Here is a 23,969-nt window from a genome sequence, read left to right on the forward strand (position 1 = left end):
TGCGGTCGGCTCAACTCGACCTTACTCGTCCCATCCCTGGGACTCGCCCCTACGGGGCCAGCGCAAGCGCTGTTCAAAATTGCTCCAGGCAATTTTGTCGTGTCTCGATTCGCCTCTGTCCGCCATCCCTGGCGGCCAGCCCTTGTCTTCGGCCCTCCGGTTCGCCGATTTCAGCGGGGGCCAGGGCATCGCTGCATATCACGTTGTTTCAGAGACATATCCGTAGCTGCATGAAACTCTCCCGGGCGCGGCGCTTGACGCGCCTCTCCTCCCTACCAAACCTCAATCCCGATCGATCGCGAACGGCTGCCAAGCTTGACGTACCGGCATTACCTCGACCCGGTTAATGTTCATATGGTCCGGCAGGGTGGCGATATAAAACATCTGTTCGGCAATATCCCGCGCGCTCAGCGGCGTGGTGCCTCGATACAGATTGTCCGACGCCGCCTGGTCGCCTTTGGTGCGCACCAGGGTAAATTCCGTTTCGGCAATACCCGGCGCGAGATCGGTCACGCGCACCCCGGTCCCGAGCAGATCGCAGCGCAGGTTATAGCTGAACTGCTTCACGAAAGCCTTACTGGCGCCGTAGACGTGGCTGCCGGGATAGGGCCACTGCCCGGCGATAGAGCCAATATTGATGATGCTCGCCCCCGCGCCGTGACGAATCAGCGTCGGTAGCAGGGCATGGGTCACGTTGACCAGCCCGGTGACATTGGTGTCGATCATCGTTTTCCAGTCGTCCAGATCCACTTTCTGCGCGGGCTGCGGCGACAGCGCCAGCCCGGCGTTGTTAATCAGCGTCGTGATATCGGCGAATTCAGCGGGCAGCGCCGCCACGGCCCCGGCGACCGCATCGCTATCGCGGACGTCGAGTTCGATAATGTGCACCGGCACCTGCGAGGCGAGCTTATCCTGTAGCGCCTTCAGCCGCTCAAAACGGCGTCCGCTCAGCACCAGCGACCAGCCCGCATCGGCGAAGACCTGCGCCGCTGCTTCCCCAAAACCCGAGGTCGCCCCGGTAATAAACACCACTTTGCTCGTTGCCATTTCATTCTCCTGTGCAGGTTGTCGCTCCCACTATAAAAACCCCGCGCGCGCGGGCACAGAGCCAGTCGGCGCGCGGCGATGTGACACGGTGTCACATCATTTTCGCCTGACTGGCTCTATCCGTTTCTGCCCTGAACGACCAATGATGAGGCCAACAACAACGACATGAGAGAGGGCAGGGTATGAAGCTGGCACTACAGAACGAGGTAGCGATAAGCAATGATGAAGTTCGGCAGCTGGATCGCGCTTATGTGTTTCATTCATGGTCGATGCAGGGCAATTTACATCCGCTGGTGATCGCCGGGGCTAAAGGCTGCGAGCTGTGGGATTACGAAGGCAATACTTACCTGGATTTCAGCAGCCAGCTGGTCAACGTCAACATTGGCTATCAGCATCCGCGCGTGCTGGCGGCGATGAAAGCCCAACTGGAAGAGCTGGTGACCATCGCGCCCGCCACTGCCAACCTCGCCCGCGGCGAAGCGGCGAAGCGCATCGTCGATCTGGCGCCGGAAGGCTTTAGCAAAGTGTTCTTCACCAACGCCGGCGCCGACGCCAACGAGAACGCCATCCGCATGGCGCGGCTCTACACCGGGCGCGATAAAGTGCTCTCTGCCTATCGCTCCTATCACGGCAACACCGGCAGCGCCATTGCCGCCACCGGCGACTGGCGCCGGGTGCCGAACGAGTATTCCCGCGGGCACGTACACTTTTTCAATCCCTACCTCTATCGCAGCGAATTTAACGCCGCGACGGAAGAGGAGGAGTGCCAGCGCGCGCTGGCCCATCTGCGGCGGATGATTGAATGCGAAGGCCCGAACGCGATAGCCGCGATTCTGCTGGAGTCGATTCCGGGCACCGCCGGGATTCTTGTCCCGCCCGAGGGCTATATGCAGGGGGTGCGGGCGCTGGCCGATGAGTTCGGTATTGTGCTGATCCTTGATGAAGTGATGGCCGGTTTTGGTCGTACCGGGAGTTGGTTTGCCTTCGAGCAGGATGGCGTGGTGCCGGATCTGGTGACTTTCGCCAAAGGGGTCAATGCGGGCTACGTCCCGGCCGGCGGCGTGCTGATTAGCGAGCCAATCGCCCGCTACTTTGATGACCATTTCTTTGCCGGGGGGCTGACCTATTCCGGCCATCCGCTGGCGATGGCGGCGATTGTCGCCACCATTGACGCGATGAAGGAAGAGAAGGTGGTGGAGAACGCGGCGACCATCGGCAACGAGGTGCTGCGTCCGGGGCTGGAGGCGCTGGCGGAGAAGCACGCGATTATCGGCAACGTGCGCGGCCGCGGTCTGTTCCAGGCGCTGGAGCTGGTCAGCAGCCGCGAACATAAAACGCCGCTGGGCGCTGCCGATATGGCGGCCATTAAAGGCGCGTTAACCGAAGCCGGCCTGCTGGCGTTTGTGGTGGAGAACCGCATTCATGTGGTGCCGCCGTGCACCATCAGCGCCGGGCAGGTGGCAAAAGGCCTGGCGATTTTTGATGCGGTATTCGCCCGCTTCGCGAACCTGGCTCAGTAAGGGGATGATTTCCCGGGTTGCGGCGTAAACGCCTTACCCGGGCGACCTTCTCGCAGATGGCGGCGAACCCGTAGCCCCGCAAGCGGGGGCGGGTTTTCAGTCTAACCGATGTTCGCCGTTCGCCAGCGCTTCGCGGTCAAAGAAGCGCTGAATCACGCCTTCCGCCATAAACGCTGCCCGGTCCGACATATGGGCAATCACATCGGCATCGTGGCTGACCAGCAGATAGGTCATTCCGTGCTCCTGCTTTAGCCGATTGAGCAGATTCAGTATTTCCGCCTGCACCGACATATCCAGCGCCGACGTTGGCTCATCCAGCAGCAGAATCTTTGGCCGCAGCAGCAGCGCGCGAGCAATCGCCACCCGCTGGCGCTGGCCGCCGGAAAGCTGGTGCGGATAGCGGCGCGCGGCGTCGGCAGGCAGCCCCACCTCTTCCAGGGCGGTGGACACCCGCTGCTCGATCTCGCCGATAGCGTGAATTTTCAGCGGCTCCGCCAGCGTACGCCATAGCGTATGATTGGGATGCAGCGAGGCGTACGGGTCCTGAAACACCATCTGTACGTTGCGCCGCAGTTCGCCCTGAAAACGCGCGCCCGGCGTAATGGCCTTATCGAACAGTTCAACGCGGCCGCGCCAGTCCCGCTGCAGCCCGGCTAATACCCGGAGAATCGTTGATTTTCCGCAGCCGGATGCGCCGATCAGGCTGAACGTTTCCCCTGCATCAACGGCAAAGCTGGCGGCGGACACCGCGGTTTTTTCAGCAAAATTCACCTGTAGATTGTTGAGATTAACGATTGCCATGCGCCGCCTCCGTCAAGTTCAGGGTTCGGTCGAGGGTCGGCAGCATCTGACCGTAAGTTTGCGCGGCCGGGCGACAGGTCCAGAGCGTACGGGTGTAGGGATGCGTCGCCGTCGGCAGATCTCGCGCCGCCATCTCATCGACCTTTTTCCCTTGATACAGGACCAGCACCCGCTGGCAGTGCTCGGCCACCAGCGGCAGGTCGTGGCTAATCAACAGCATCGCCATCCGCCGCTGTTCGCACTGCTCTACCAGCAGTTCAAGGATCTGATTGCGCAGTCGGGCATCGAGGGCTGAAGTGGGCTCATCGGCGATCAGCACCTGCGGATTATTGAGCAGCGCAAGGGCAATCATCACCCGCTGGCCCATCCCGCCGGAGAGTTCGCCAGGATAGCGGTTGAGTACCGGTAAATCCAGACCGACGGCGGCAACGGCGGCTTTGACCGCCTCCAGCCGCGCGCGGCGGCTAAGGCGCTGATGCAGAGTTAATGCCTCTTCCAGCTGCGCCTGAATGCTTTTTACCGGATTGAGCGCGTAGCGCGGATCCTGCAGCACCATCGCAATATTGTTGCCGCGTAGCGCGCGCCAGCCGCGCTCGCGAAGGGTTAATGCGTCGCGCCCCAGCACGTTGAGCGCATCGGCGCTGACGACGCCGGGCCGGCGGACCAGCCCCATCAGGGCGCGTGCGGTCATGGATTTACCGGAACCGGATTCGCCGACCAGCGCCAGCCGCTCGTTGCCGAGCGTGAAGCTTAAATGGTCCACCACTCTGGCGGTGGGATAGTCGATGGTCAGTCCCTGAACGATCAGACGAGTATCAGTCATGTTGCGGCTCCAGAACGTCGCGCAGGCCATCGCCCAGCAGGTTAAACGCCAGGCTGGCGATCAGGATGACGGCGCCAGGGGCGGCGGCGATCCACCACTGGTCAAAAATGACCTGCATGCCGTCAGCGATCATCGCGCCCCATTCCGCCATTGGCGGGCGGGCGCCGAGACCAAGGAAGCCGAGACCGGCAGCGGCGAGAATAATCCCGGCTAGATCCAGCGCCAGCCGGACGATCGCCGAGGGCAGACAGAGCGGCAGAATATGGCCAATCAGCAGACGCCAGCCGCGAATGCCCATCATCTCCGCCGCCGCCAGATAGTCGCTGTGGCGCAGGCGCTGAATTTCGCTGCGCGCCTGACGGGCGTAAGCGGGCCAGGTCGTTAGCGCCAGCGCCAGGGCGCCGTTCACCAGGCCCGGGCCGAGCATCGCGACAAACGCGAAGGCCAGAATCAGCCGCGGCATCGACATTACCACGTCGGTAAAACGCATCAGCACGCGCTCCAGCCAGCCGCCGTAATAGCCGGACAGGATCCCCACCAGCAGACCGGCGGGGAGCGTAATCGCCGTCACCAGCGCAACCAGCCCCAGCGCCGGACGGGTGCCGAAAATCAGCCTTGAGAGAAGATCGCGACCGTAGCTGTCGGTGCCGAGCCAGTGCCGCGCGCCCGGACCCTGCAGCCGCGCGGCGGCGTCCTGCCAGTTCGGGTCGAGCGGAGCCAGCCAGGGCGCAAAGAGCGCAGTCAGCAGGAGTAACGTAATGATGATCAGACCGCAAAAGGCGGCGGGAGAACGGCGCAGGCGGCGTAAAAAAAGGTAGCCAGGCATCAGCGTATCCTCGGATCGGTCAGCCGCACCAGCAGGTCGGTGAGGTTATTAATCAGCACAAAGCTCGCGCCGATCAGCAGCGTACCGCCCATAATCGCCGTGGTATCGCCGGCAAAGAGCGCGGTGGTCAGATAGCGGCCAATTCCCGGCCAGGAGAAGACGGTTTCGGTCAACACCGCCCCTTCCAGCATGGAGGTCCAGGCGAGGGCGGTCACCGTCAGCAGGGTGCCGCGGATATTGGGCAGGACGTGACGCAGCAGAATCGTCATCTCACCGGCCCCTTTGGCGCGCGCCAGCAGGATGTACTCTTTGTTCATTTCGCTCAGGCAGGCGGAACGGGTCAGGCGGGTGATGCTCGCCAGAGAGTAATAGGCCAGCAGCAGCACCGGCAGCAGCAGGTGCCCGGCGGCGTTTTTAACCGCCTCTTTATCACCCGAGAGCCAGGTATCAATGAGCGCAAAGCCGGTGCGCGGTTCGACGGTGTATTGATAAATATCGTCCAGCCGCCCCGGCCCCGGCGTCCACTGCAGTTTGGCGTAAAACAGCGCCAGCATCAGCAGGCCGAGCCAGAAGATCGGCACCGAGTTGCCGAGCAGCGTAAAGGTGCGCATCGCCAGATCCCACGGCGAGCCGACGTAGCGGGCGCAGAGAACGCCTGCGATAACGCCCGACAGCGCGCCGATAATCAACGCCAACGTGGCCAGCTCAAGGGTTGCCGGGAAAGCGGCGAGCAGGTCGTGCAGCACCGGCTGGCCGGTTGAGCTGGCGATTCCAAGATCGCCGTGGGCGAGATTCAGCAGATAGTGCCAGAACTGCAGCGGCAACGGCTGGTCGAGGCCGAGCTGGTGGCGTACCTGGTCATAGGTGGACTGACTGGCGTGGTCGCCGACGATTTGCAGCACCCGATCAACCGGCGACAGCGCAGAGAGCGCAAAGGTCACCAGCAGCAGGCCGAGCAGCGTCAGGGCCAGCGTCAGCAGTCCCTGAAACAGCGCGAGCAGGGGGCGTTTTGCGCGCCGCTCTGCTCGGGGAGGTAAAACAGCAGACATGGTTATTCCGTTGGTAAAAAGTACAGTGTTATCAGCTGGTGCGATCTGTTGTTGTAGCCCGGTCAGCGCAGCGCCAACGGGAAAACATAAGGTATCGGGGCCTGCGTTCCCGGAGGCGGCGCGTTGCGCCTGTCCGGGCTACCTGATCGTACCTGCCCCAGGCGTTATTTGGTTACCCGGTCATACCACACCATATCGGCATTGAGACCCTGCTGATAACCCTTCACGTTATCGCGAACCACAATCTGGGTTTTACCCTGATCGATAAACACGTAAGGCGAATTGCGCTGCAGTTCCTCCTGAATGTTTTTATACAGATCCTGGCGCTTCGCTGCGTCCGGCTCGGCGACTGCCGCCAGGGTCGCTTTATTCAGCTCCGGGATCTGCCAGCCGTTTAGCCCGGCGACGGTACTGGATTTACCGTCGTTGTAGGCAAAGGCGCTGGCGTTAGAGTGGGCGTCGAAATAGTCAGGGATCCACAGCCGAATCGCCGCCTGATGCTGTTTGGCGCGCACGCGAGCATAGACCTGGCTACCCGCGGCCGGCAGCAAATCCACCTTCACGCCGCCCTGGGCGAAGCTCGCCTGCATCGACTGAGCAATAGTGATAAACGGCGGCTTGTTTTCGACGTCGAGGGTGAAATGCGCCTCTTTAATGCCCGCTTTAGCGAGGATGTCTTTGGCTTTTTGCGGGTTGAATGTAAACGGGTTATTTTCCAGCGCGCCCGGCAGGCCGACCGGCAGGAAGCTCTGATGGACGAAATATTGCCCTTTCAGCAAATCTTTCGTGATGCCGTTGTAATCCACCAGCCAGCGCGCCGCTTCCCAGAAGGCCGGGTTTTTCAGCAGCGGGTTAGCGCTGTTGCCGGTATTAAAGACCAGATAGTTCTGCTCAGCGGAGGGGATGCTGAGAACCTTGACGCCCGCTTTACCCTGCAGAGCCGCAATCTGGTCGGCGCCGAGATCGCGCGCCACGTCAGCATCACCCTGCTGGATGAGAAGACGACGTGAGGCCGGGTCCGGAACGTTTTTAATGATGATGCTTTTCAGCTTCGGCGCGCCGCCGGGTGCGCTGCTGTTGGCCTCCAGCACGATGGCCTGATGCGGCTGATAGACCCGCATTTTATACGCGCCGCTGCCCGCCGAGTGCATTTTCAGCCAGCCGTTGCCGAAGTCGTTATCTTTGGCGTTCGGGGCGACCTGTTTCTCATCGACGATAGAGGCGATCGGCGTGGAGAGAATATTCAGCGCCACCGCCGGGCTGACGTCGGCAGTCCAGCGTAGCGTGAGGGTATGGTCGTCTACCTTCTTCAACTGGCTGGCGATGTTATCCGGCTGCCAGCCGAGGACGTTAAGAATAAACGCCGGCGATTTGTTCAGGGTGACCGCGCGGGTGTATGAGTAAATGACATCTTCCGGGCGTAGCGGGTTACCGGAGGCGAATTTGGCGTCGGGCTTTAGCTTGATGGTCAGCGTTTTCGCCGCCGGATCGGCCTGCCAGCTTTCGGCCAGGATCGGGGTGATTTTTTCAGGGTTATCGCGGTCCGGCTGCACCAGACGCTGATAAAGGCTCGGTACCGTCTGGATGCTGGAGAGCTCGTTGGCTTCCGCCGGGTCGAGGCTGACGATATCGTCGAGGCCCTGGGCGACCACAAGGGTCCCCGGCGGCGTGGCGGCGTGAACGGCGGCGGATAACGCGGCGAGCGCCAGCAGCGGCAGCAGTTTTTTAGTCATATGCGATCCCTGAAAAAAGTTATTGTGATTATTGATGTTTCGCTACGTTAGGCCGCTTAATTACGGGCGTAAAGTCAAAGATCGGCTAAGTTTATGCTTAAAAAGCATAAGCAAGACCAATGGGTTATGACGATCGATCGTACCGGGCATCTTCCGCCCGTTCGGCTTTCTTGCTATAACAATTTGATAACAATACGGGAGGGATAAGCGTGCCGGAAATTAATGAATTTGGTCAGCAGGTCAACGATCGCGTGCCCGGGTGGCGGGGGGCGGGGTTTCTGCGCCGCACGGCGTTAAATGGCCGCTATTGCCGACTGGAGCCGCTGGATACCGACCGGCACGCGGCGGATCTGTTTGCTGCCTATGCTCTCGGCGACGACAGTGACTGGACGTGGCTGGCGAGCACGCGTCCGCAGAGCGTTGAGTCAACGGCGAACTGGATCACCGGCAAGGTTATGGATGACGGACTGGTGCCCTACGCGGTTGTCGATCTGCGCTGCGAGCGAGCCGTCGGGCTGGTCAGCTATATGGCGATTGAGCGGGCGATGGGCACGGTGGAGATTGGCCACGTCACCTGGTCGCGGGCGATGAAAAATACGCCGCTCGGCACCGAGGCGGTCTGGCTGCTGCTGCAAAATGGTTTTGCCCATGGCTATCGTCGACTGGAGTGGAAGTGCGATTCAATGAATATTGCTTCCCGCCGCGCCGCCGACCGACTGGGATTCACCTGGGAAGGACGACTTCGCCAGAGGATGGTGCGTAAAGGACGAACCCGCGATAGCGATATGCTGTCGATTATTGACAGCGAATGGCCCGCGCGCGATGCGGCGCTGCGGGCCTGGCTGGCGCCGGAGAATTTTGATGCTAATGGATGGCAGATAAAGCGGCTGGAAGATTTTCGCTAGTTTTCCCTCTCCCGGATGGAGAGGGAGAGGGAGCCGTTCGGCGCAAACGTTGCCTCCCGGCACAGGGCCTGAGGGGGCTACTGATGCGGTTTTCGCCCTCGCCCCGTTGGGGAGAGGGCGGGGTGACGGGAACCGCCTCTTACCGGCGAACCGGCGCGCCGTTCGCCACGTAATACGCCGCCGTGCTCTTCGGCAGCGGCTGACGGCCACGAATGGCATCAGCCATTTTTTCGCCAATCATAATTGTGGTCGCGTTAAGGTTGCCGGTAATAATCTGCGGCATGATCGAGGCGTCGACCACGCGCAGGCCTTCCAGTCCGTGAACCCGACCTTCGCCATCGACCACCGCCATCTCGTCATAGCCCATTTTACAGGTGCCGCACGGATGGAAGGCGGTTTCCGCATGATTGCGCACGAACTCTTCCAGCTCGGCATCGCTCTGGCACTCCGCACCCGGGCTGATCTCCCGGCCGCGATAGTTATCCAGCGCCGGCTGATGCATGATTTCGCGGGTAATCCGAATCGCATCGCGAAACTCCTGCCAGTCCTGTTCGCTGGACATATAGTTAAACAGAATCGCCGGATGTTCGTGCGGATCGCGCGATTTCAGCCGCACGTGGCCGCGACTCGGGGAGCGCATAGAGCCAACGTGGCACTGGAAGCCGTGCTCTTTCACCGCGTTTGAGCCGTTGTAGTTAATCGCGACCGGCAGGAAGTGATACTGAATATTCGGCCACGTAAAGGCTTCCCGGCTGCGAATAAATCCGCCCGCTTCAAACTGGTTGCTGGCGCCGATGCCGGTTCCGCCGAATAGCCATTCGGCGCCGATTTTCGGCTGGTTCCACCACTGCAGCGCCGGGTAAAGCGACACCGGCTCTTTGCATTCGTACTGCAGATACATCTCCAGATGATCCTGCAAGTTTTCCCCGACGCCCGGCAGGGCGTGTACCAGCGGAATATCGAACTGGCGCAACAGTTCCGGGCTGCCGACGCCGGATCGCTGCAGAATTTGCGGCGAAGCGATAGCCCCCGCGCAGAGCAGCACTTCTTTATTGGCGGTCGCTTTCGACGGCGCGGTGCTGTCGCCCTCCAGCCACTCGACGCCGACGGCGCGCTTGCCGGCAAAAATAATATGATCGGTCAGCGCATGGGTGCGAATAGTCAGATTGGGACGCGCGCGCGCCTGGTCGAGATAGCCGCGCGCGGTGCTGGCGCGGCGTCCCTGCGGCGTCACGGTACGATCCATCGGGCCAAATCCCTCCTGCTGGTAGCCGTTAAGATCGTCGGTGCGCGGATAGCCAGCTTGTACGCCAGCTTCAATCATCGCGTGGAACAGCGGATTATTGCCCTGCTTTGGCGTGGTGACGCTGACCGGGCCGTCGCCGCCGTGGTAATCGTTGGCGCCGATATCGCGGGATTCTGCTTTGCGGTAATAGGGCAGGCAGTCCAGGTAGCTCCAGTGCTCAAGCCCCGGCGCCGAGGCCCAGTTATCAAGATCCATAGCGTTGCCGCGGATATAGCACATGCCGTTGATTAACGAGGATCCGCCGAGTCCCTTACCGCGTCCGCACTCCATGCGGCGATGGTTCATATGCGGTTCAGGCTCGGTCTCGTAGGCCCAGTTATAGCGACGCCCCTGTAGAGGAAACGCCAGCGCGGCGGGCATCTGGGTGCGGAAGTCGAAACGGTAATCCGGGCCGCCCGCTTCCAGCAGCAGGACGGTGGTGTCAGGATCTTCCGTCAGTCGTGTAGCCAGTACGTTGCCGGCGGAACCGGCACCAATAATAATGTAGTCAAACTGCAAAAATGACCTCCTGGTTAAAATATGGATTGAAACGGACCCATCTCAACCTGGATGGATTTTATCTGGGTGTAGCTGTGCAGCGTCTGTACGCCGTTTTCGCGGCCAATCCCGGAGTGCTTGTAGCCGCCGACCGGCATCTCCGCAGGGGATTCGCCCCAGGTGTTGATCCAGCAGATCCCGGCCTCCAGCCGATGAATCAGACGATGGGCGCGGTTTAAATCCGGCGTGACGACGCCAGCGGCGAGGCCGTATTCGGTGGCATTGGCGCGGCGAACCGCTTCTTCCTCATCGTCGTAACTCAGAATCGACATCACCGGGCCGAAGATCTCTTCGCGGACGATGGTCATCTGGTCATCGCAGTCGGTAAACACCGTCGGGGCGACCCACGCGCCGTGGTCGAAGCCTTCTCCTTTCAGCACTTCGCCGCCGCAGAGCAGGCGCGCGCCTTCTTGTTTACCCGTCTCGATGTAGCGCAGCACGTTCTCGCGGTGCGGGAAGCTCACCAGCGGTCCGAAGTTGGTGCTTTCAGCAAACAGATCGCCGGGGCGGATACGCGCCACGCGGGCGAGGACTTTCTCTTCAAATGCCGCTTTCAGGCGCGCCGGAACGAATACCCGGGTGCCGTTGGTGCAGACCTGGCCTGAACTGTAGAAGTTAGCCATCATCGCGATGTCGGCGGCGAGGTCGAGGTTGGCGTCTTCGCAGACGATCAGCGGTGATTTTCCGCCCAGCTCCATAGTCACTTCCTTCAGTGAGGAGGCGGCGGAGTTGGCCATCACTTTTTTGCCGCTGGCGACGCCGCCGGTAAAGGAGATTTTGGCGATGTCCGGGTGCTCGGTGAGATACTGGCCGGTTTCGGCGCCGGTGCCCGGCAGCACGTTAAATACGCCCGCCGGGAGTCCCGCTTCGCGGTAAATTTCCGCCAGCTTCAGGGCGGTGAGCGGGGTGACTTCACTCGGCTTAAAGATCATCGCGTTCCCGGCCGCCAGCGCCGGGGCTGATTTCCATAAGGCGATCTGGATCGGGTAGTTCCAGGCACCGATCCCGGCGACGACGCCCAGCGGTTCCCGGCGGGTATAGACGAATGAACTTTCGCGTAACGGGATCTGGCTCCCTTCCAGCGCCGGGATCAGGCCCGCGTAGTACTCCAGGACATCAGCGCCGGTGACGATATCGACGGCGGCGGTTTCGCTCAGCGGTTTGCCGGTATCGAGAGTTTCCAGACGCGCCAGTTCGTCGTTGCACTCGCGCAGAATGTCGACCGCTTTACGCAAAATGCGCGAACGTTCCATGGCGCTCATCGCCGCCCAGATTTTTTGCCCTTTTTGGGCGCTCTTTACCGCCCGGTCGACGTCTTCACAGCCGGCGGCCTGGACGGTCGCCAGCACTTCCCCGTTGGCGGGGTTAATCGTCTCGAAGGTTTTACCGCTGGTGGCGGAAACATAACCACCGTCGATGTAAAGCTGCTGTTCGGCCATTCGGGATATGGGTCCTCCATTATTGAGAAGTCGGTGGCAGATATTTGCTGATGAAGTGCTCGGCGAGCGTTTCGGCGCGGGCTTTATCGAGCGGTTTACCGCTCAGCGCCGCGCGTAGCCACAGCCCGTCGATCAGCGCGGCGAGACCGTATCCGGCCTCCTGCGCCTCTTCGCGCGGCAGGGCGCGCTGAAACTCATAGACGATATTCGACAGCAGTCGTCGGCTGCTGACCTGCTGCAGGCGATAGAGCATCGGCTGATGCATGCTGCTGGCCCAAAAGGCGAGCCAGGCCTTCATTGCCGCGCTGCTTATCTGACTCTCGTCGAAGTTGCCGGCCACGATGGCGCGCAGGCGTTCCCGCGGGCCGGCCCCGGGCAGGGCGTGCAGGCGGCTCAACACCGCCTGGCGCAGCTGGCCGGTGATATCGCGCATCGTCGCCTCCAGCAGGCCGTTCTTATCTTTGAAATAGTGGCTGATGATGCCGGTCGATACGCCAGCACGTCGGGCGATCTGCGCGACGGTGGCATCGTGCATTCCCACTTCATTGATGGCGGCCAGGGTCGCGTCAATCAGCTGCCGCTGCCGTATCGGTTGCATCCCCAGTTTGGGCATTTCTCAGACTCCATTCATCAGCTTTGTTTATCTATTAAAGCGGTTTTTGATTGGACGTTCAATATAAAATGTGTCTTAATTGTTGCCGATTTTGGTTTTAATAGTTGCAAAAAAAAGTAAGGAGAATGGATGACAGACCTTTCGCCGAGCAGAGAAAAGGACAAAATCAATCCGGTGGTTTTTTATACCTCCGCCGGACTGATTTTGTTGTTTTCCCTGATGACTCTCTTCTTCAGCGATTTTTCCGCGGCCTGGATTGGCCGTACCCTGAACTGGGTTTCAAAGACCTTCGGCTGGTACTATTTGCTGGCGGCAACGCTGTATATCGTGTTTGTGGTGTGCATCGCCTGCTCGCGTTTCGGTTCGGTGAAGCTCGGGCCGGAGCACTCGAAGCCGGAGTTTAGCGTCATGAGCTGGGCGGCAATGCTGTTCGCCGCCGGTATCGGTATCGACCTGATGTTTTTCTCCGTCGCCGAACCGGTGACCCAGTATATGCAGCCGCCGGAAGGGGCGGGGCAGACCATGGAGGCGGCGCGCCAGGCGATGGTATGGACGTTGTTTCACTACGGGCTGACCGGCTGGTCGATGTATGCCCTGATGGGGATGGCGCTGGGATACTTTAGCTATCGTTATAATTTACCCCTGACCATCCGCTCCGCGCTCTATCCGATCTTCGGCAAAAAGATTAATGGCCCAATCGGCCACAGCGTGGATATCGCCGCCGTTATCGGCACCATTTTTGGTATCGCCACCACCCTCGGGATTGGCGTGGTGCAGCTAAACTACGGCCTCAGCGTGCTGTTTGATATTCCGGACTCGCTGGGCGCGAAAGCGGCGCTGATCGTGCTGTCGGTCATTATCGCCACCATCTCCGTGACCTCCGGGGTGGATAAAGGCATTCGTATCCTTTCCGAGCTTAACGTGGTGCTGGCCCTCGGGCTAATCCTGTTTATCCTGTTTATGGGCGACACCGAGTTTCTGCTCAACGCGCTGGTGCTCAATGTTGGCGACTATGTGAATCGTTTTATGGGCATGACCCTCAACAGCTTCGCCTTCGATCGTCCGGTCGAGTGGATGAACAACTGGACCCTGTTCTTCTGGGCGTGGTGGGTGGCGTGGTCGCCATTTGTCGGCCTGTTCCTGGCGCGTATTTCACGCGGGCGCACCATTCGTCAGTTTGTGGTGGGAACGCTGATTATCCCGTTCACCTTTACGCTGCTGTGGTTGTCGGTGTTCGGCAATAGCGCGCTGTATGAAATCATCCACGGCAATGCGGCCTTCGCCGCCGAGGCGGTCGCCCACCCGGAGCGCGGCTTCTATAACCTGCTGGCGCAGTATCCGGCGTTTACCTTTAGCGCTTCGGTGGCGACGATTACCGGCCTGCTGTTTTACGTGACCTCCGCGGATTCCGGGGCGCTGGTGCTGGGTAACTTCACCTCGAAGCTGAAGGATATCAACAGCGATGCGCCAAACTGGCTGCGGATCTTCTGGTCGGTGGTTATCGGCCTGCTGACCCTGGGGATGCTGATGACTAACGGCATTTCCGCCCTGCAGAACGCGACGGTGATTATGGGGCTGCCGTTTAGCTTCGTGATCTTCTTCGTGATGGCGGGGTTATATAAGTCGCTGAAGGTTGAGGATTATCGCCGCGAGAGCGCCAACCGCGACACCGCCCCGCGACCGCTGGGCGTGCAGGATCGCCTGAGCTGGAAGAAGCGCCTGTCGCGGCTGATGAACTATCCCGGCACGCGCTATACCCGCCAGATGATGGAGACGGTGTGCTTCCCGGCGATGGAAGAGGTGGCGCAGGAGCTGAAGCTGCGCGGCGCCTACGTCGAGCTGAAAAGCCTGCCGCCGGAAGAGGGGGACAACCTGGGCCATCTCGACCTGCTGGTGCATATGGGCGACGAGCAGAACTTTGTTTATCAGATCTGGCCGCAGCAGTACTCCATTCCCGGCTTTACCTACCGGGCGCGCAGCGGGAAGTCGACCTACTATCGTCTGGAGACCTTCCTGCTGGAAGGGAGTCAGGGCAACGACCTGATGGACTACAGCAAAGAGCAGGTCATTACCGATATTCTTGACCAGTACGAGCGTCATTTGAACTTTATCCACCTGCATCGCGAAGCGCCGGGCAACAGCGTGACCTTCCCCGGAATGTAGGCTATCTAAACGTTTTCTGAAAAAGGATTGCAGCTGGTTAAATATACAGTGAAAAGCGCAGGGAAGCGTATGATGGCGGCGGGTGCCTGAGGCTTTCTGCGTTCAGGCTTAGGTGAGGATTCAGAAAGACGAAGCCCCAGGAGATGTTCCCATCAACCTGAGGCTCACGATCCAACCCTAGCACGTTGGATAGTAGCCTCTTCTTCGCATGGAGGCAACGAGATGCTGACAAAATACGCCCTGGTGGCAATCATCGTGCTGTGTCTGACAGCGCTGGGATTGACGTTAATGGTGCACGACTCGCTGTGCGAGCTGAGCATCAAAGAACGTAGTATGGAGTTCAAGGCCGTTCTCGCTTACGAAACGAAGAAGTAGCCGGTATGCGGGGAGCTATCCCCGCTTATCCGCAGGCTGGGTAAGGAACCTTAAGGCACCTTTTTTCTGCTGATCCGGGAGCAGGATGGACGGCGAGAGAACAGAGACCGGTTAAAAGCAAAAGCGCCGCCACCCTGCATAATGCTTATCTGGCAGGCGTCAGAGTATTGACGTCGACCACGTCCATACCTGCATTTTTTGCGGCTTCAATACCAAATCGTGAGTCTTCAAAAACCAGGCAGCGTTCAGGCTGAACCTTAAGCTCGCTGGCACATAATAAAAAAGTGTCGGCGGCGGGTTTATGATTTTTAACCCGGTCAGCGGAGACGATAGCGGCGAAATGCTGAGTTAATTGAAAGCGTGCAAGCAGTATATCCACGGTGCTACGTTCGCTTCCGGTTCCCAGCGCCAGGGGAATTTTGCCCTGCCACTGCTGTAAAATCTTCATGGCCGGTAAAAGCTGAATATCGACCGTCTGCAGCAAGTTCTCGATCGCCTGTTTTTTACGCTCGGCCAGGGAGAACGGATCGGCTCGTAATCCTTTTAAAGCCACAAGCTGGCTGGCCACCTGCCAGGGCGCTGAACCATTGAACGGAATCAGCTCCTCTTCAGAAATGGCGATATTGTCGGCAGCGAATACGCTTAGCCACGCTTTGCGGTGCAAAGGTTCGGTGTCAAAAAGCGTGCCATCCATATCAAAAATCAGGGCCTGATAGTGGCGATACATAATGATTGCCTGTGTGCTGTGATCATCGTCAGGGAGGGAAATGCGGAGAAGGCTCCCCGCATTGTTATACCGTCTTACCAGCAGACAAAGCCGCCATCGACAACCAGATCAACCCCGGTACAGAATGATGCCGCGTCGCTGGCAAGGAACAGCGCCGGACCGGCCATCTCTTCAACCTTCGCCATGCGCTGGATCGGCGTCTGGCTTTCGAACTCGCGGGTCTGATGAACCATCTCAGGGCGGGTGTTCATCGGCGTGGCGGTGTAGCCTGGGCTGATGGAGTTAACGCGGATCCCTTTGCCGATCCACTCCATCGCGAGGCTTTTCGACAGGTGGATCACGCCCGCTTTCGAGCAGTTGTAGTGCGCCTGATCGAGGCCGCGGTTAACAATAATGCCGGACATGGAAGCGATATTAATAATCGAGCCGCCGCCGGATTCCTGCATCAGTTCGGCTTCCGCCTTACAGGAGTTCCACACGCCGGTAAGGTTAATATCGATAACCCGCTGCCACTGCTCGGTTTCCATTTCCAGCGCCGGATTGGCATTAGCAATCCCGGCGGCGTTTACGGCGACATCAAGGCGGCCAAAGCGGCTTTTCGCCAGCGCGACGCCGGCGCGTAGGTCGCTAAGCTGACGAACATCGCCGGTGTAAAAACAGGCTCCGCCGCCGATCGCCTCAATATTTTTGACGGTTTCAGCAAGACCGCCGTCTTCACGTAGATCGAAGCAAACGACCCGGGCCCCCGCGCTGGCGAGTCCGTAAGCAATCATCTGGCCGATACCGCTGCCCGCGCCGGTGACAAAGGCTACGCGGTCCTGCAGATTAAATAGCTGTTGGGCAAAATCTTTTGCGATCATAGTTATTTCTCTCTAAAAAATATTCTTTAGCATGCCCGGTGTTGGCGTTCCCGGAGGCGGCGAGTTGTGCCTGTCCGGGCTACGGGGCTTGTGCCGTCGGGTAGCCCGGACAGGTGCGCAGCACCGCCTCCGGGAGATGATTTGTGTAGCCTGACCTGAAAAATGCCAGGCTGGCGGCATTACGACATAATCAAGCCGCCATCGATATTGATGGTCTGCCCGGTGAGGTAGCGCGCGTCGTCGGAGGCGAGAAACGCCACCAGCCCGGCAACGTCTTCCGGTTTGCCGGCGCGCTTCATTGGAATGCCTTCGACCCACTCCGCCATTAGCTCGCCCTTACCGTAGCGCTTCTGCTCGGTGCTGAGGATCTCGCCCCAGACGCGGTCGTTGTAATCCCACATTTCGCTTTCAATAATGCCCGGACAGAAGGCGTTAACGGTGATATTCCACGGCGCCAGCTCGTGCGCCAGGCTTTGGGTGATGCCGATGACGCCCATTTTGCTGGCGGCATAGTGCGGGGTGTAGATAAAACCCTGTCGACCCTGGCCGGAAGAGGTATTGATCAGGCTGCCGTGGTTCTGCTTAACCATGTATTTGGCGGCTTCGCGGCAGCACAGCCAGACGCCGGTGGTGTTAACGGCGAGCACTTTTTCAAAGTCGGCTTTCGGCATGCGATCGTAATAGTCGATGGTGATCACGCCTGCGTTCTGGATAGAGACATCGATGGTGCCAAAACGCGCTGCAGCCTGCTCGTACAGCGACTGCACCTGCGCTTCGTCGGTCACATCAACCTGTAACGACAGGATATCGGCCTGATAGCGCTGGCGTAAGGTTTCCGCCGTTTCATGGACGCGCTCGGCGTTAGAGACCATCACCAGATTCGCACCATCGCGCGCGAAGCGCTCGGCGATACCTGCACCAATTCCGCGGCAGGCGCCGGTGATCACAACCGTTTTGTTCTGGAAATTTCTTTGCATGTTTTTCATCCCTTATTGAAGCCGGACGGCAGTGCGTCCGGCGGGGTAATAAATAGGTGATTAACTGGTGGCTCCTGCCGCAGCCAGCTTCTCCTCATGGCGGCGCATCAGGATGACTTTGTTCTGCAGTTTCTGCTGGAACTGGTCGACGACGACGGCGGTGACGATAACGACGCCTTTAATGACCATTTGCCAGAAATCGCTGACCCCCATCATCACCATGCCGTCGGCGAGGAAGACGATGACGAATGCGCCGATGATTGACCCGGTAACCCGGCCGCGACCGCCTGCCAGCGCGGTTCCGCCGAGCACGGTAGCGCCGATGGCGTCCATTTCGAACATATTGCCGGTCATCGGGTGCGCGGTTTGCAGCTGTGACGCGACGATGAGGCCAACGAATGCGGAGCACAGGCCGGAGAAGGCGTAAACGAAGATTTTTGCTTTGACGATAGGCACGCCGGCCAGGCGAGCGGCGGATTCATTACCGCCGATTGCATAGATATAGCGGCCCAGCGGGGTTTTGGTGGTCAGCCAGTAGCCCAGCAGCAGGAAGCCGATCATCAGCCAGATAGGCAGATAGATGCCCATCAGCGTCCCGGAGCCGAGAGTGGAGAAGCCGGTATTGCCCAGCGCTTCCATGCCGTTGAGGTTCGGATAGGTGCTGCCGTCGTTGAACAGCAGCGCCGAGCCTCTGGCGACATACATCATGCCCAGGGTGCAGATAAAGGGCGCCACGCCGAAGCGGGTGATTACCGCGCCGTTAACAAAGCCAACCAGCACGCCGAAGAGCGCCACGCAGAGGATTACCTCCGGCACGTTGAAAAAGATAACGCTGCCGTTCCATAAGGGCAGACCGTTGGTTAAGAGCGCCCCGGCAACCATACCGCAGATCCCGGCGACGGCGCCGACGGAAAGGTCGATACCGCCGGTCAGGATAACCAGCGTCATGCCGATGGCCAGCAGGCCGGTGATGGCCACGTGCTGGGTCATAATCAGCAGGTTAGATGTGGTCAGGAAATTCGGTACCATCACGCTGAAGAATGCGATAACCAGCAGCAGAGCGATAAACGTTCTGGCCTTCAGCAGGTACATATAAATCATATATTTCTGGTTCATGATGGGTTCCAGCCTGATTAATCTTGAGGTGTTGAAGCCGCGATCAATTTTTCGCGGGTAACCGCATGGCGCGGTAAATCGGCGGTAATCCGGCCATCGGCCATCACCAGAATGCGATCCGCCAGCGCCATAACTTCATCCAGCTCCGATGAAGAGAACATCACCGCCAGACCCTGTTGGGCCATTTTGCCGATCAGGTGATACACGTCAGTTTTCGCGCCGACGTCGATACCGCGAGTGGGCTCATCGAGAAACACCACTTCGGGCCTGGTCATCAACGCCTTGCCGAGCACCACTTTTTGTTGATTGCCGCCGCTGAGCGAGGTGATGGGCAGATCGGGGTCGCTGACCTTGATCGCCAGTTCGCGGATCATCTCTTTGACGCAGGTGATTTCTTTCTGCGGATTCAGCCATTTCCACGCCCGACGAAAGCCCTGAAGGCTGAAATCAGAGAGGGTCATATTCGATTGAATCGACATCATCTGCACCACGCCTTCTCCCTGGCGGTCCTCGGGAACCAGCGCCAGCCCTTTTTTCAGCCGCGCCTGGAACGGGGACTTTTCGATATTTTCGCCGTTGAGATGGACGTTACCGCTTTGGCAAGGCATTAATCCGACCAGGCCTTTAAACAGTTCCGTGCGTCCGGCGCCGAGCAGGCCATAGATGCCGATCACCTCTCCCTTACTTAAGGTGAAGGTCACGTCGTTGAGCTTATAGCCGCCGCTCGGGTGCAGCGCCGTTAAACCTTCAACGGCAAGGACCGCTTCGCCTTTCGGCGCGGGCCGGTAGTCGAAATGTTTTTTCTTATCGCCGACCATCTGTTCGATAATCCACGGGATACTGGCGTCGCTGACCTCGCGTTCACTGATAAAGCGTCCGTCGCGGAAAATGGTGATGTGGTCGCCAATTTCCATCAGTTCTTCGAGGCGGTGGGAAATATAGATAATGGTGACGCCGCGACGTTTAAGCTGTTCAATAACGTTAAACAGGATTTTGACTTCCGACTGGCTGAGCGCAGAGGTGGGCTCATCCATAATTAATACCCGGGTGTCTTTTGAAAGTGCGCGCGCAATTTCGACCAGCTGCTGATGGCCAATACCGAGCTCGCCGAGCTGGGTATAAGGGTCGACGTTGAGCTCCAGCCTCTCGAGTAATTTTTTGGCTAACTCGTATTGATATTTTTCGTTGATCTTTCCTTTTTGAAAGAACTCGTTAGCCATGAAAATATTATCCATGACGTTCATATTCGGAAATAAATTTAATTCCTGGAAAATGATGCTGATTCCCTGCTTTTCGGCCTGGTGAGTCGAGCTCAGGGTAACCGGAACGCCATCAAGAATAATTTGACCGGAGGAGGGTGTTTCAACGCCAGCAAGCATTTTCATCATGGTGGATTTACCCGCACCATTTTCACCGATCAGAACGTTTACTTTATTTCGATAGACCCGGTAATTGACGTTATCTAAGGCAACGACGCCGGGATAAACGCGCGATAATTCACGGGTTTCGATAATAACTTCAGATTCGACTGGTTGGGAATTGACGAGTTCTTGCCGCTGCATTTTATTGTCCTCCCAAACGAACAATTTTTGCCGGCGTAATATCAGGAACGGTCTGCGGAATATCCCAGGCCGAGAACACGCCATATACCTGCACCGCTTCACCGGTTTTAACCTGCGCCGTCTGGATCATTTTGACCGCATGTTCGTTAATCGCCCGGCTATATTCACCAAACAGCACCTGATCGTTGAAGTCCTGATAGCTGGCGCCCTGGTAGCCGTCGCGTAAAAGCGTGCCGCGCAGCGTCGGGCCAATCTGCACCACCACGTTGCCGCCGCTGGTATCCTGGATCGTCATTTTTCCGCTGCGGGAAGCGGAATCAATTTTGCTGATATTGCCTTCCACTTTGACGTAGAACACGCACGGGTTCTCATCCTGAGCGCGATAACCTAACGCTTTGCAGGCGCTATCAATGTCTTTCGCCGTGCGCAGGGCAGTCATTAACTCGGCAACGGGGCGAGCCCTGGCCACAACCTGAGGAACGACCTGCTCTTGCCATGTCCGATCGATATCCGCCATATGCGGATTAGGCGGGGATTTCAGGTCGGCCAGCTCCTGCTGAGAAACAATTCGGCAGCCTCCGAGGGCAACAACGACCAGCATCAGCGAGATTTTTTTATACATAATACTCTCCTGTGCGCCCCGGAAGGGGCGCAACAACCTGGAATCAGGATTTGATATTGAAGTCCTGAACTTTGTCTGCATTGTCCTGGGTGATCAGAATGCCGCGGAACATCACGCGCTGCCTGGCCGGTTTTTCGCCTTTTTGCAGGTAGTTATCGAGGTCGGTCACTCCCTGAGCGGCGATGGCCTGCGCCTGAAGCATCACGGTGGCCTGCAGGGTGCCGGCTTTTACCGCGTCGCGCTCATCGTTACTGCCATCGATACCGACCACCACCACGTCGTTGCGATTAGCGGCTTTCAGCGCGGCAATGGCGCCAAGCGCGACAGGACCGTTGCCGCAAATCACGCCTTTCACGTCGGGGTGCGCCTGCAGGATGCTGTCCATAATGCGTTTGCCGTCGATTAACGTGCCCTTCGCGTCCTGCTTAGCGACGCTGACCATATCCGGGTACTGGTCGATAACCTGGTGGAAAGATTTTGAACGCGTTACGCAATTATTATCCGCCAGGTTACAGGTCAGCTCGGCGTATTTGCCTTTCTCCGCCATTTTCTCGACAAATACGTTGGCGACTTCAGAACCGGCCTGGAAGTTATTATGGGTAATTTGCTCCAGCGCGATATCATCGACAGGAATTTCACGGTTGATTAAAACCACCGGAATACCCGCTTTCTTCGCTTTTTCAATGGCGGCGACGCTGGCGGTGGAGTCGGCGTTATCCAGAATAATGCCCTGAACTTTTTTACCGATGGCGGTATCGATCAGCTCGTTCTGTTTTTTGACATCTTCGCCATGGGACAGAATGGTAGTTTGATATCCCAGCTCTTTGGCTTTCTCGCTGGCGCCCTTGGCTTCAGAGGCGTAATACGGGTTATCCAGCGAGTTAACCATGATCATAATGGTGCCTTTTTCTGCGGCCTGAGCGGCAAAAGAAAAGGCGGTCAGGGTAGCAGCAGTTAAAAGCGTTAAACGTAATTTCATGACAATTTTCTCTCTTGGTTGTTATTGTCGGGTACGGTGAAACAACGTAAGGCCTGTAAATCGAGTTTATGGGCCGGGGGTCTCCTTTTGTTGATGAGTAAGGTGCGTCACGCGTGCGATTCCCTGGTGGGCGTCAGGCGGACGTTGCCGGTTTCCATAATGTTCTGTTCACCGCATGGCGCCACTCCTGCCATCTCTTCTGCAGGCGCTGGTGGCGGGCCATATCGGGAATAAATTCGCTATGTTCGGTTAAAAAGGCTTTCAGGTCGGTGACCGTTCCCGGATTCAGGGCCTTGCGCGCAAGGAGGGCTGCGCCAATCGCCGACAGTTCGGCAACGTCGCTGCGCATCACCGGGCAGCCGAGCAGGTCAGCCTGATACTGCATTAACCAGTCGTTTTTGGTCGGGCCGCCGTCGACCATCAGCGCCGCTAAATGGAAGTCATCCTGCTGGCGCATGGCGACGACGACATCGGCGATTTGATAGGTAATGGATTCCAGCGCGGCGCGAATCAGATGGGCGCGCTTGACGCCGCGGCTCAGACCGCAAATCACGCCGCGGGCGCTGTCGTCCCACCACGGTGCGCCGAGGCCGGTTAAGGCTGGTACAAAATAGACGCCAAGAGTGGAGTCCACGGAGCCGGGAAGGGTGTTAAGCTCGTGAGCCAGTTCGCCATCCGAAAGCTCGCTTAACCCGGTGCTGTCGGCCATCCACGCCACGGCGTCGCCGGTATGGGGAATATTACCTTCGAGCCCGTAGGTGATGCTGTCGCCGTCGTGCCAGGCGATGGTGGTGGCCAGCGCGTCGATATCGCACTGTGCGGATTTTACCGGCGCCATCACCGATGACCCCGTACCGTAGGTGGCTTTAACACAGCCGAGTTCGCCCAGTGCGTGGCCAAACAACGCGGCGTGGGAATCCCCGACCATCGCCATCACAGGAATACCGTCAGGAATATTATTCAGCCCGCGGGTATAGCCAAATAATCCGCTGGACGGTTTAATCTCCGGCAGCGCGGCGCGTGGGATCTGGAATAGCGCCAGCATTTCGTCGTCCCACTGGCCGGTTTGCAGGTTCAGTAGCTGCGTGCGCGCGGCATTGGAATAATCGCAATGAAACGCTTCGCCCTGGGTTAAGTTCCACAGCAGCCAGCTGTCGATAGTGCCGAGGCAGATTTCTCCCCGCTCTGCCAGCATGCGACCCTCAGGAATGGATTCCAGCAGCCAGCGCATTTTTGAGGCAGAGAACAGGGGGGCAATCGGCAGGCCGGTAGCGGCCTTAATTTGTTGCTCAGTACCGTCGCGGCGTAGTTCATCGCAAAACGCAGCGCTGCGGGTACATTGCCAGGTGATAGCCGCGTTGATCGGCTTACCGCTCTGGCGATACCAGCCGATCGCCGTCTCGCGCTGATTGCTGATGGCTAAGGCAGCGATGTTTTCCGCGCCAACGTGTTCAACCGCTTGCGCAATAACGTCCAGTGACGCCTCTACCAGCACTACTCCCGACTGCTCAACCCAGCCCTCACGCGGTGTTTGAATCGCCAGCGGCTGGGAGAATTTCACCACGACCTGGCCGCGGCTATCGAGCACGACGGCTTTGGCATTCGTGGTGCCTTCGTCCAGTGCAATGATGAACTCTTTAGGTGTTGCCTGCATTAGGTAGTCTCCTGAGTCACACTTCGTCCTGGTGCGGAGGGCAAAAGGTGAGCATTCCTCTTGTTCGCATTGCTTCCTGGCAGGGCATGATGTGACAATTCGTTTTCACTTTTTTAATCACTGAATATATATTCGATAGTGATTATTTATTTGATACCTTAGCCAGAAACTTCCCGTCGGGCTACTGGAAAAGTTATCAATTGTGCTGGCAATCACACTTATCCGATCGGCGAAGCGTTCAGCTATGGGTGGGAAAGGAGGTGATTTTAGAGTTTTATATTATTGAAATATAATGACTTATTTGCGTAACCTTTACGCTTCTGGCAAAGCGTAAA

21 protein-coding genes are annotated in these 23,969 nt (G+C 58.5%); 4 read left to right on the forward strand and 17 right to left on the reverse strand.

Annotation, left to right across the window (positions count from 1 at the left end; all coding sequences use genetic code 11):
- Positions 1-282 precede the first annotated feature (282 nt).
- Complete coding sequence (locus tag KO1_RS21105) at positions 283-1,047, reverse strand: SDR family NAD(P)-dependent oxidoreductase (protein WP_004100028.1); 765 nt, start codon at positions 1,045-1,047, stop codon at positions 283-285.
- Positions 1,048-1,229: 182 nt separating this feature from the next.
- Between KO1_RS21105 and KO1_RS21110 the strand changes: the two genes are divergently transcribed.
- Positions 1,230-2,567 (forward strand): aspartate aminotransferase family protein, encoded by a 1,338-nt coding sequence (locus tag KO1_RS21110; protein WP_004100029.1) that lies wholly within the window; start codon positions 1,230-1,232, stop codon positions 2,565-2,567.
- 96 nt (positions 2,568-2,663) lie between these two features.
- On the opposite strand, the gene KO1_RS21115 is transcribed toward KO1_RS21110, so the two are convergent.
- From KO1_RS21115 to KO1_RS21135, 5 genes are all read right to left on the reverse strand, one after another.
- Positions 2,664-3,368: an ABC transporter ATP-binding protein gene (locus KO1_RS21115; RefSeq protein ID WP_004100030.1), complete on the reverse strand. Its 705-nt coding sequence runs from the start codon at positions 3,366-3,368 to the stop codon at positions 2,664-2,666.
- Entirely contained in the window at positions 3,355-4,191 is an 837-nt protein-coding gene (locus KO1_RS21120; protein ID WP_023320527.1) for an ABC transporter ATP-binding protein, read from the reverse strand. Before KO1_RS21120 ends, KO1_RS21115 begins: the two co-directional genes overlap by 14 nt.
- Complete coding sequence (locus KO1_RS21125) at positions 4,184-5,017, reverse strand: ABC transporter permease (protein WP_004100032.1); 834 nt, start codon at positions 5,015-5,017, stop codon at positions 4,184-4,186. Before KO1_RS21125 ends, KO1_RS21120 begins: the two co-directional genes overlap by 8 nt.
- A complete protein-coding gene (locus KO1_RS21130; RefSeq protein ID WP_004100034.1) occupies positions 5,017-6,066 on the reverse strand; it encodes an ABC transporter permease in 1,050 nt (349 codons plus the stop codon). Before KO1_RS21130 ends, KO1_RS21125 begins: the two co-directional genes overlap by 1 nt.
- A gap of 164 nt (positions 6,067-6,230) precedes the next feature.
- Positions 6,231-7,799, reverse strand: a complete 1,569-nt coding sequence (locus KO1_RS21135; protein ID WP_004100036.1) for an ABC transporter substrate-binding protein — start codon at positions 7,797-7,799, stop codon at positions 6,231-6,233.
- A 209-nt stretch (positions 7,800-8,008) separates the two neighbouring features.
- Between KO1_RS21135 and KO1_RS21140 the strand changes: the two genes are divergently transcribed.
- On the forward strand, positions 8,009-8,704 hold the full coding sequence (locus tag KO1_RS21140; protein WP_017146394.1) for a GNAT family N-acetyltransferase: 696 nt from the start codon (positions 8,009-8,011) through the stop codon (positions 8,702-8,704).
- A gap of 139 nt (positions 8,705-8,843) precedes the next feature.
- Here the strand turns inward: KO1_RS21140 and betA are convergent, their stop codons facing one another.
- The 3 genes from betA to betI are packed head-to-tail and all read right to left on the reverse strand — an operon-like array spanning position 8,844 to position 12,599.
- Entirely contained in the window at positions 8,844-10,508 is a 1,665-nt protein-coding gene (betA, locus tag KO1_RS21145) for a choline dehydrogenase (RefSeq protein WP_064407098.1), read from the reverse strand.
- 14 nt (positions 10,509-10,522) lie between these two features.
- Positions 10,523-11,995 carry a betaine-aldehyde dehydrogenase gene (betB, locus tag KO1_RS21150; protein ID WP_017146392.1) on the reverse strand — a complete coding sequence of 491 codons (1,473 nt, stop codon included), beginning with the start codon at positions 11,993-11,995 and terminating at the stop codon, positions 10,523-10,525.
- Positions 11,996-12,005: 10 nt separating this feature from the next.
- The gene (gene betI / locus KO1_RS21155; protein ID WP_004111216.1) at positions 12,006-12,599 is read right to left on the reverse strand and encodes a transcriptional regulator BetI; all 594 of its coding nucleotides are present in this window, start codon (positions 12,597-12,599) and stop codon (positions 12,006-12,008) included.
- Between the two features lie 129 nt (positions 12,600-12,728).
- Here betI and betT point away from each other — a divergent pair, with 129 nt between their 5' ends.
- Positions 12,729-14,762 (forward strand): choline BCCT transporter BetT, encoded by a 2,034-nt coding sequence (betT, locus tag KO1_RS21160; protein WP_004100042.1) that lies wholly within the window; start codon positions 12,729-12,731, stop codon positions 14,760-14,762.
- A gap of 222 nt (positions 14,763-14,984) precedes the next feature.
- Positions 14,985-15,137, forward strand: coding sequence for a Hok/Gef family protein (locus KO1_RS27575; RefSeq protein ID WP_004100044.1), 153 nt, complete (start codon positions 14,985-14,987; stop codon positions 15,135-15,137).
- Between the two features lie 145 nt (positions 15,138-15,282).
- On the opposite strand, the gene yqaB is transcribed toward KO1_RS27575, so the two are convergent.
- The 8 genes from yqaB to KO1_RS21200 all read right to left on the reverse strand — a co-directional run bounded on the left by yqaB (position 15,283) and on the right by KO1_RS21200 (position 23,634).
- Positions 15,283-15,864 carry a fructose-1-phosphate/6-phosphogluconate phosphatase gene (yqaB, locus tag KO1_RS21165; protein WP_017146391.1) on the reverse strand — a complete coding sequence of 194 codons (582 nt, stop codon included), beginning with the start codon at positions 15,862-15,864 and terminating at the stop codon, positions 15,283-15,285.
- Between the two features lie 74 nt (positions 15,865-15,938).
- Complete coding sequence (locus tag KO1_RS21170; protein WP_004111223.1) at positions 15,939-16,724, reverse strand: SDR family oxidoreductase; 786 nt, start codon at positions 16,722-16,724, stop codon at positions 15,939-15,941.
- A 179-nt stretch (positions 16,725-16,903) separates the two neighbouring features.
- On the reverse strand, positions 16,904-17,701 hold the full coding sequence (locus KO1_RS21175; protein WP_004100047.1) for an SDR family oxidoreductase: 798 nt from the start codon (positions 17,699-17,701) through the stop codon (positions 16,904-16,906).
- Between the two features lie 60 nt (positions 17,702-17,761).
- Complete coding sequence (locus KO1_RS21180; RefSeq protein ID WP_004100048.1) at positions 17,762-18,817, reverse strand: ABC transporter permease; 1,056 nt, start codon at positions 18,815-18,817, stop codon at positions 17,762-17,764.
- A gap of 17 nt (positions 18,818-18,834) precedes the next feature.
- On the reverse strand, positions 18,835-20,379 hold the full coding sequence (locus KO1_RS21185) for a sugar ABC transporter ATP-binding protein (protein ID WP_004100049.1): 1,545 nt from the start codon (positions 20,377-20,379) through the stop codon (positions 18,835-18,837).
- A gap of 1 nt (position 20,380) precedes the next feature.
- Entirely contained in the window at positions 20,381-21,001 is a 621-nt protein-coding gene (locus KO1_RS21190; RefSeq protein ID WP_004111235.1) for a DUF2291 family protein, read from the reverse strand.
- Between the two features lie 43 nt (positions 21,002-21,044).
- Entirely contained in the window at positions 21,045-21,980 is a 936-nt protein-coding gene (locus KO1_RS21195; protein WP_004100051.1) for a D-ribose ABC transporter substrate-binding protein, read from the reverse strand.
- Positions 21,981-22,113: 133 nt separating this feature from the next.
- The gene (locus tag KO1_RS21200; protein ID WP_064407100.1) at positions 22,114-23,634 is read right to left on the reverse strand and encodes an FGGY family carbohydrate kinase; all 1,521 of its coding nucleotides are present in this window, start codon (positions 23,632-23,634) and stop codon (positions 22,114-22,116) included.
- Between the last annotated feature and the right edge of the window lie 335 nt (positions 23,635-23,969).

It is taken from the genome of Klebsiella oxytoca NBRC 105695, assembly GCF_001598695.1.
Classification (GTDB): Bacteria; Pseudomonadota; Gammaproteobacteria; order Enterobacterales; family Enterobacteriaceae; genus Klebsiella; species Klebsiella oxytoca.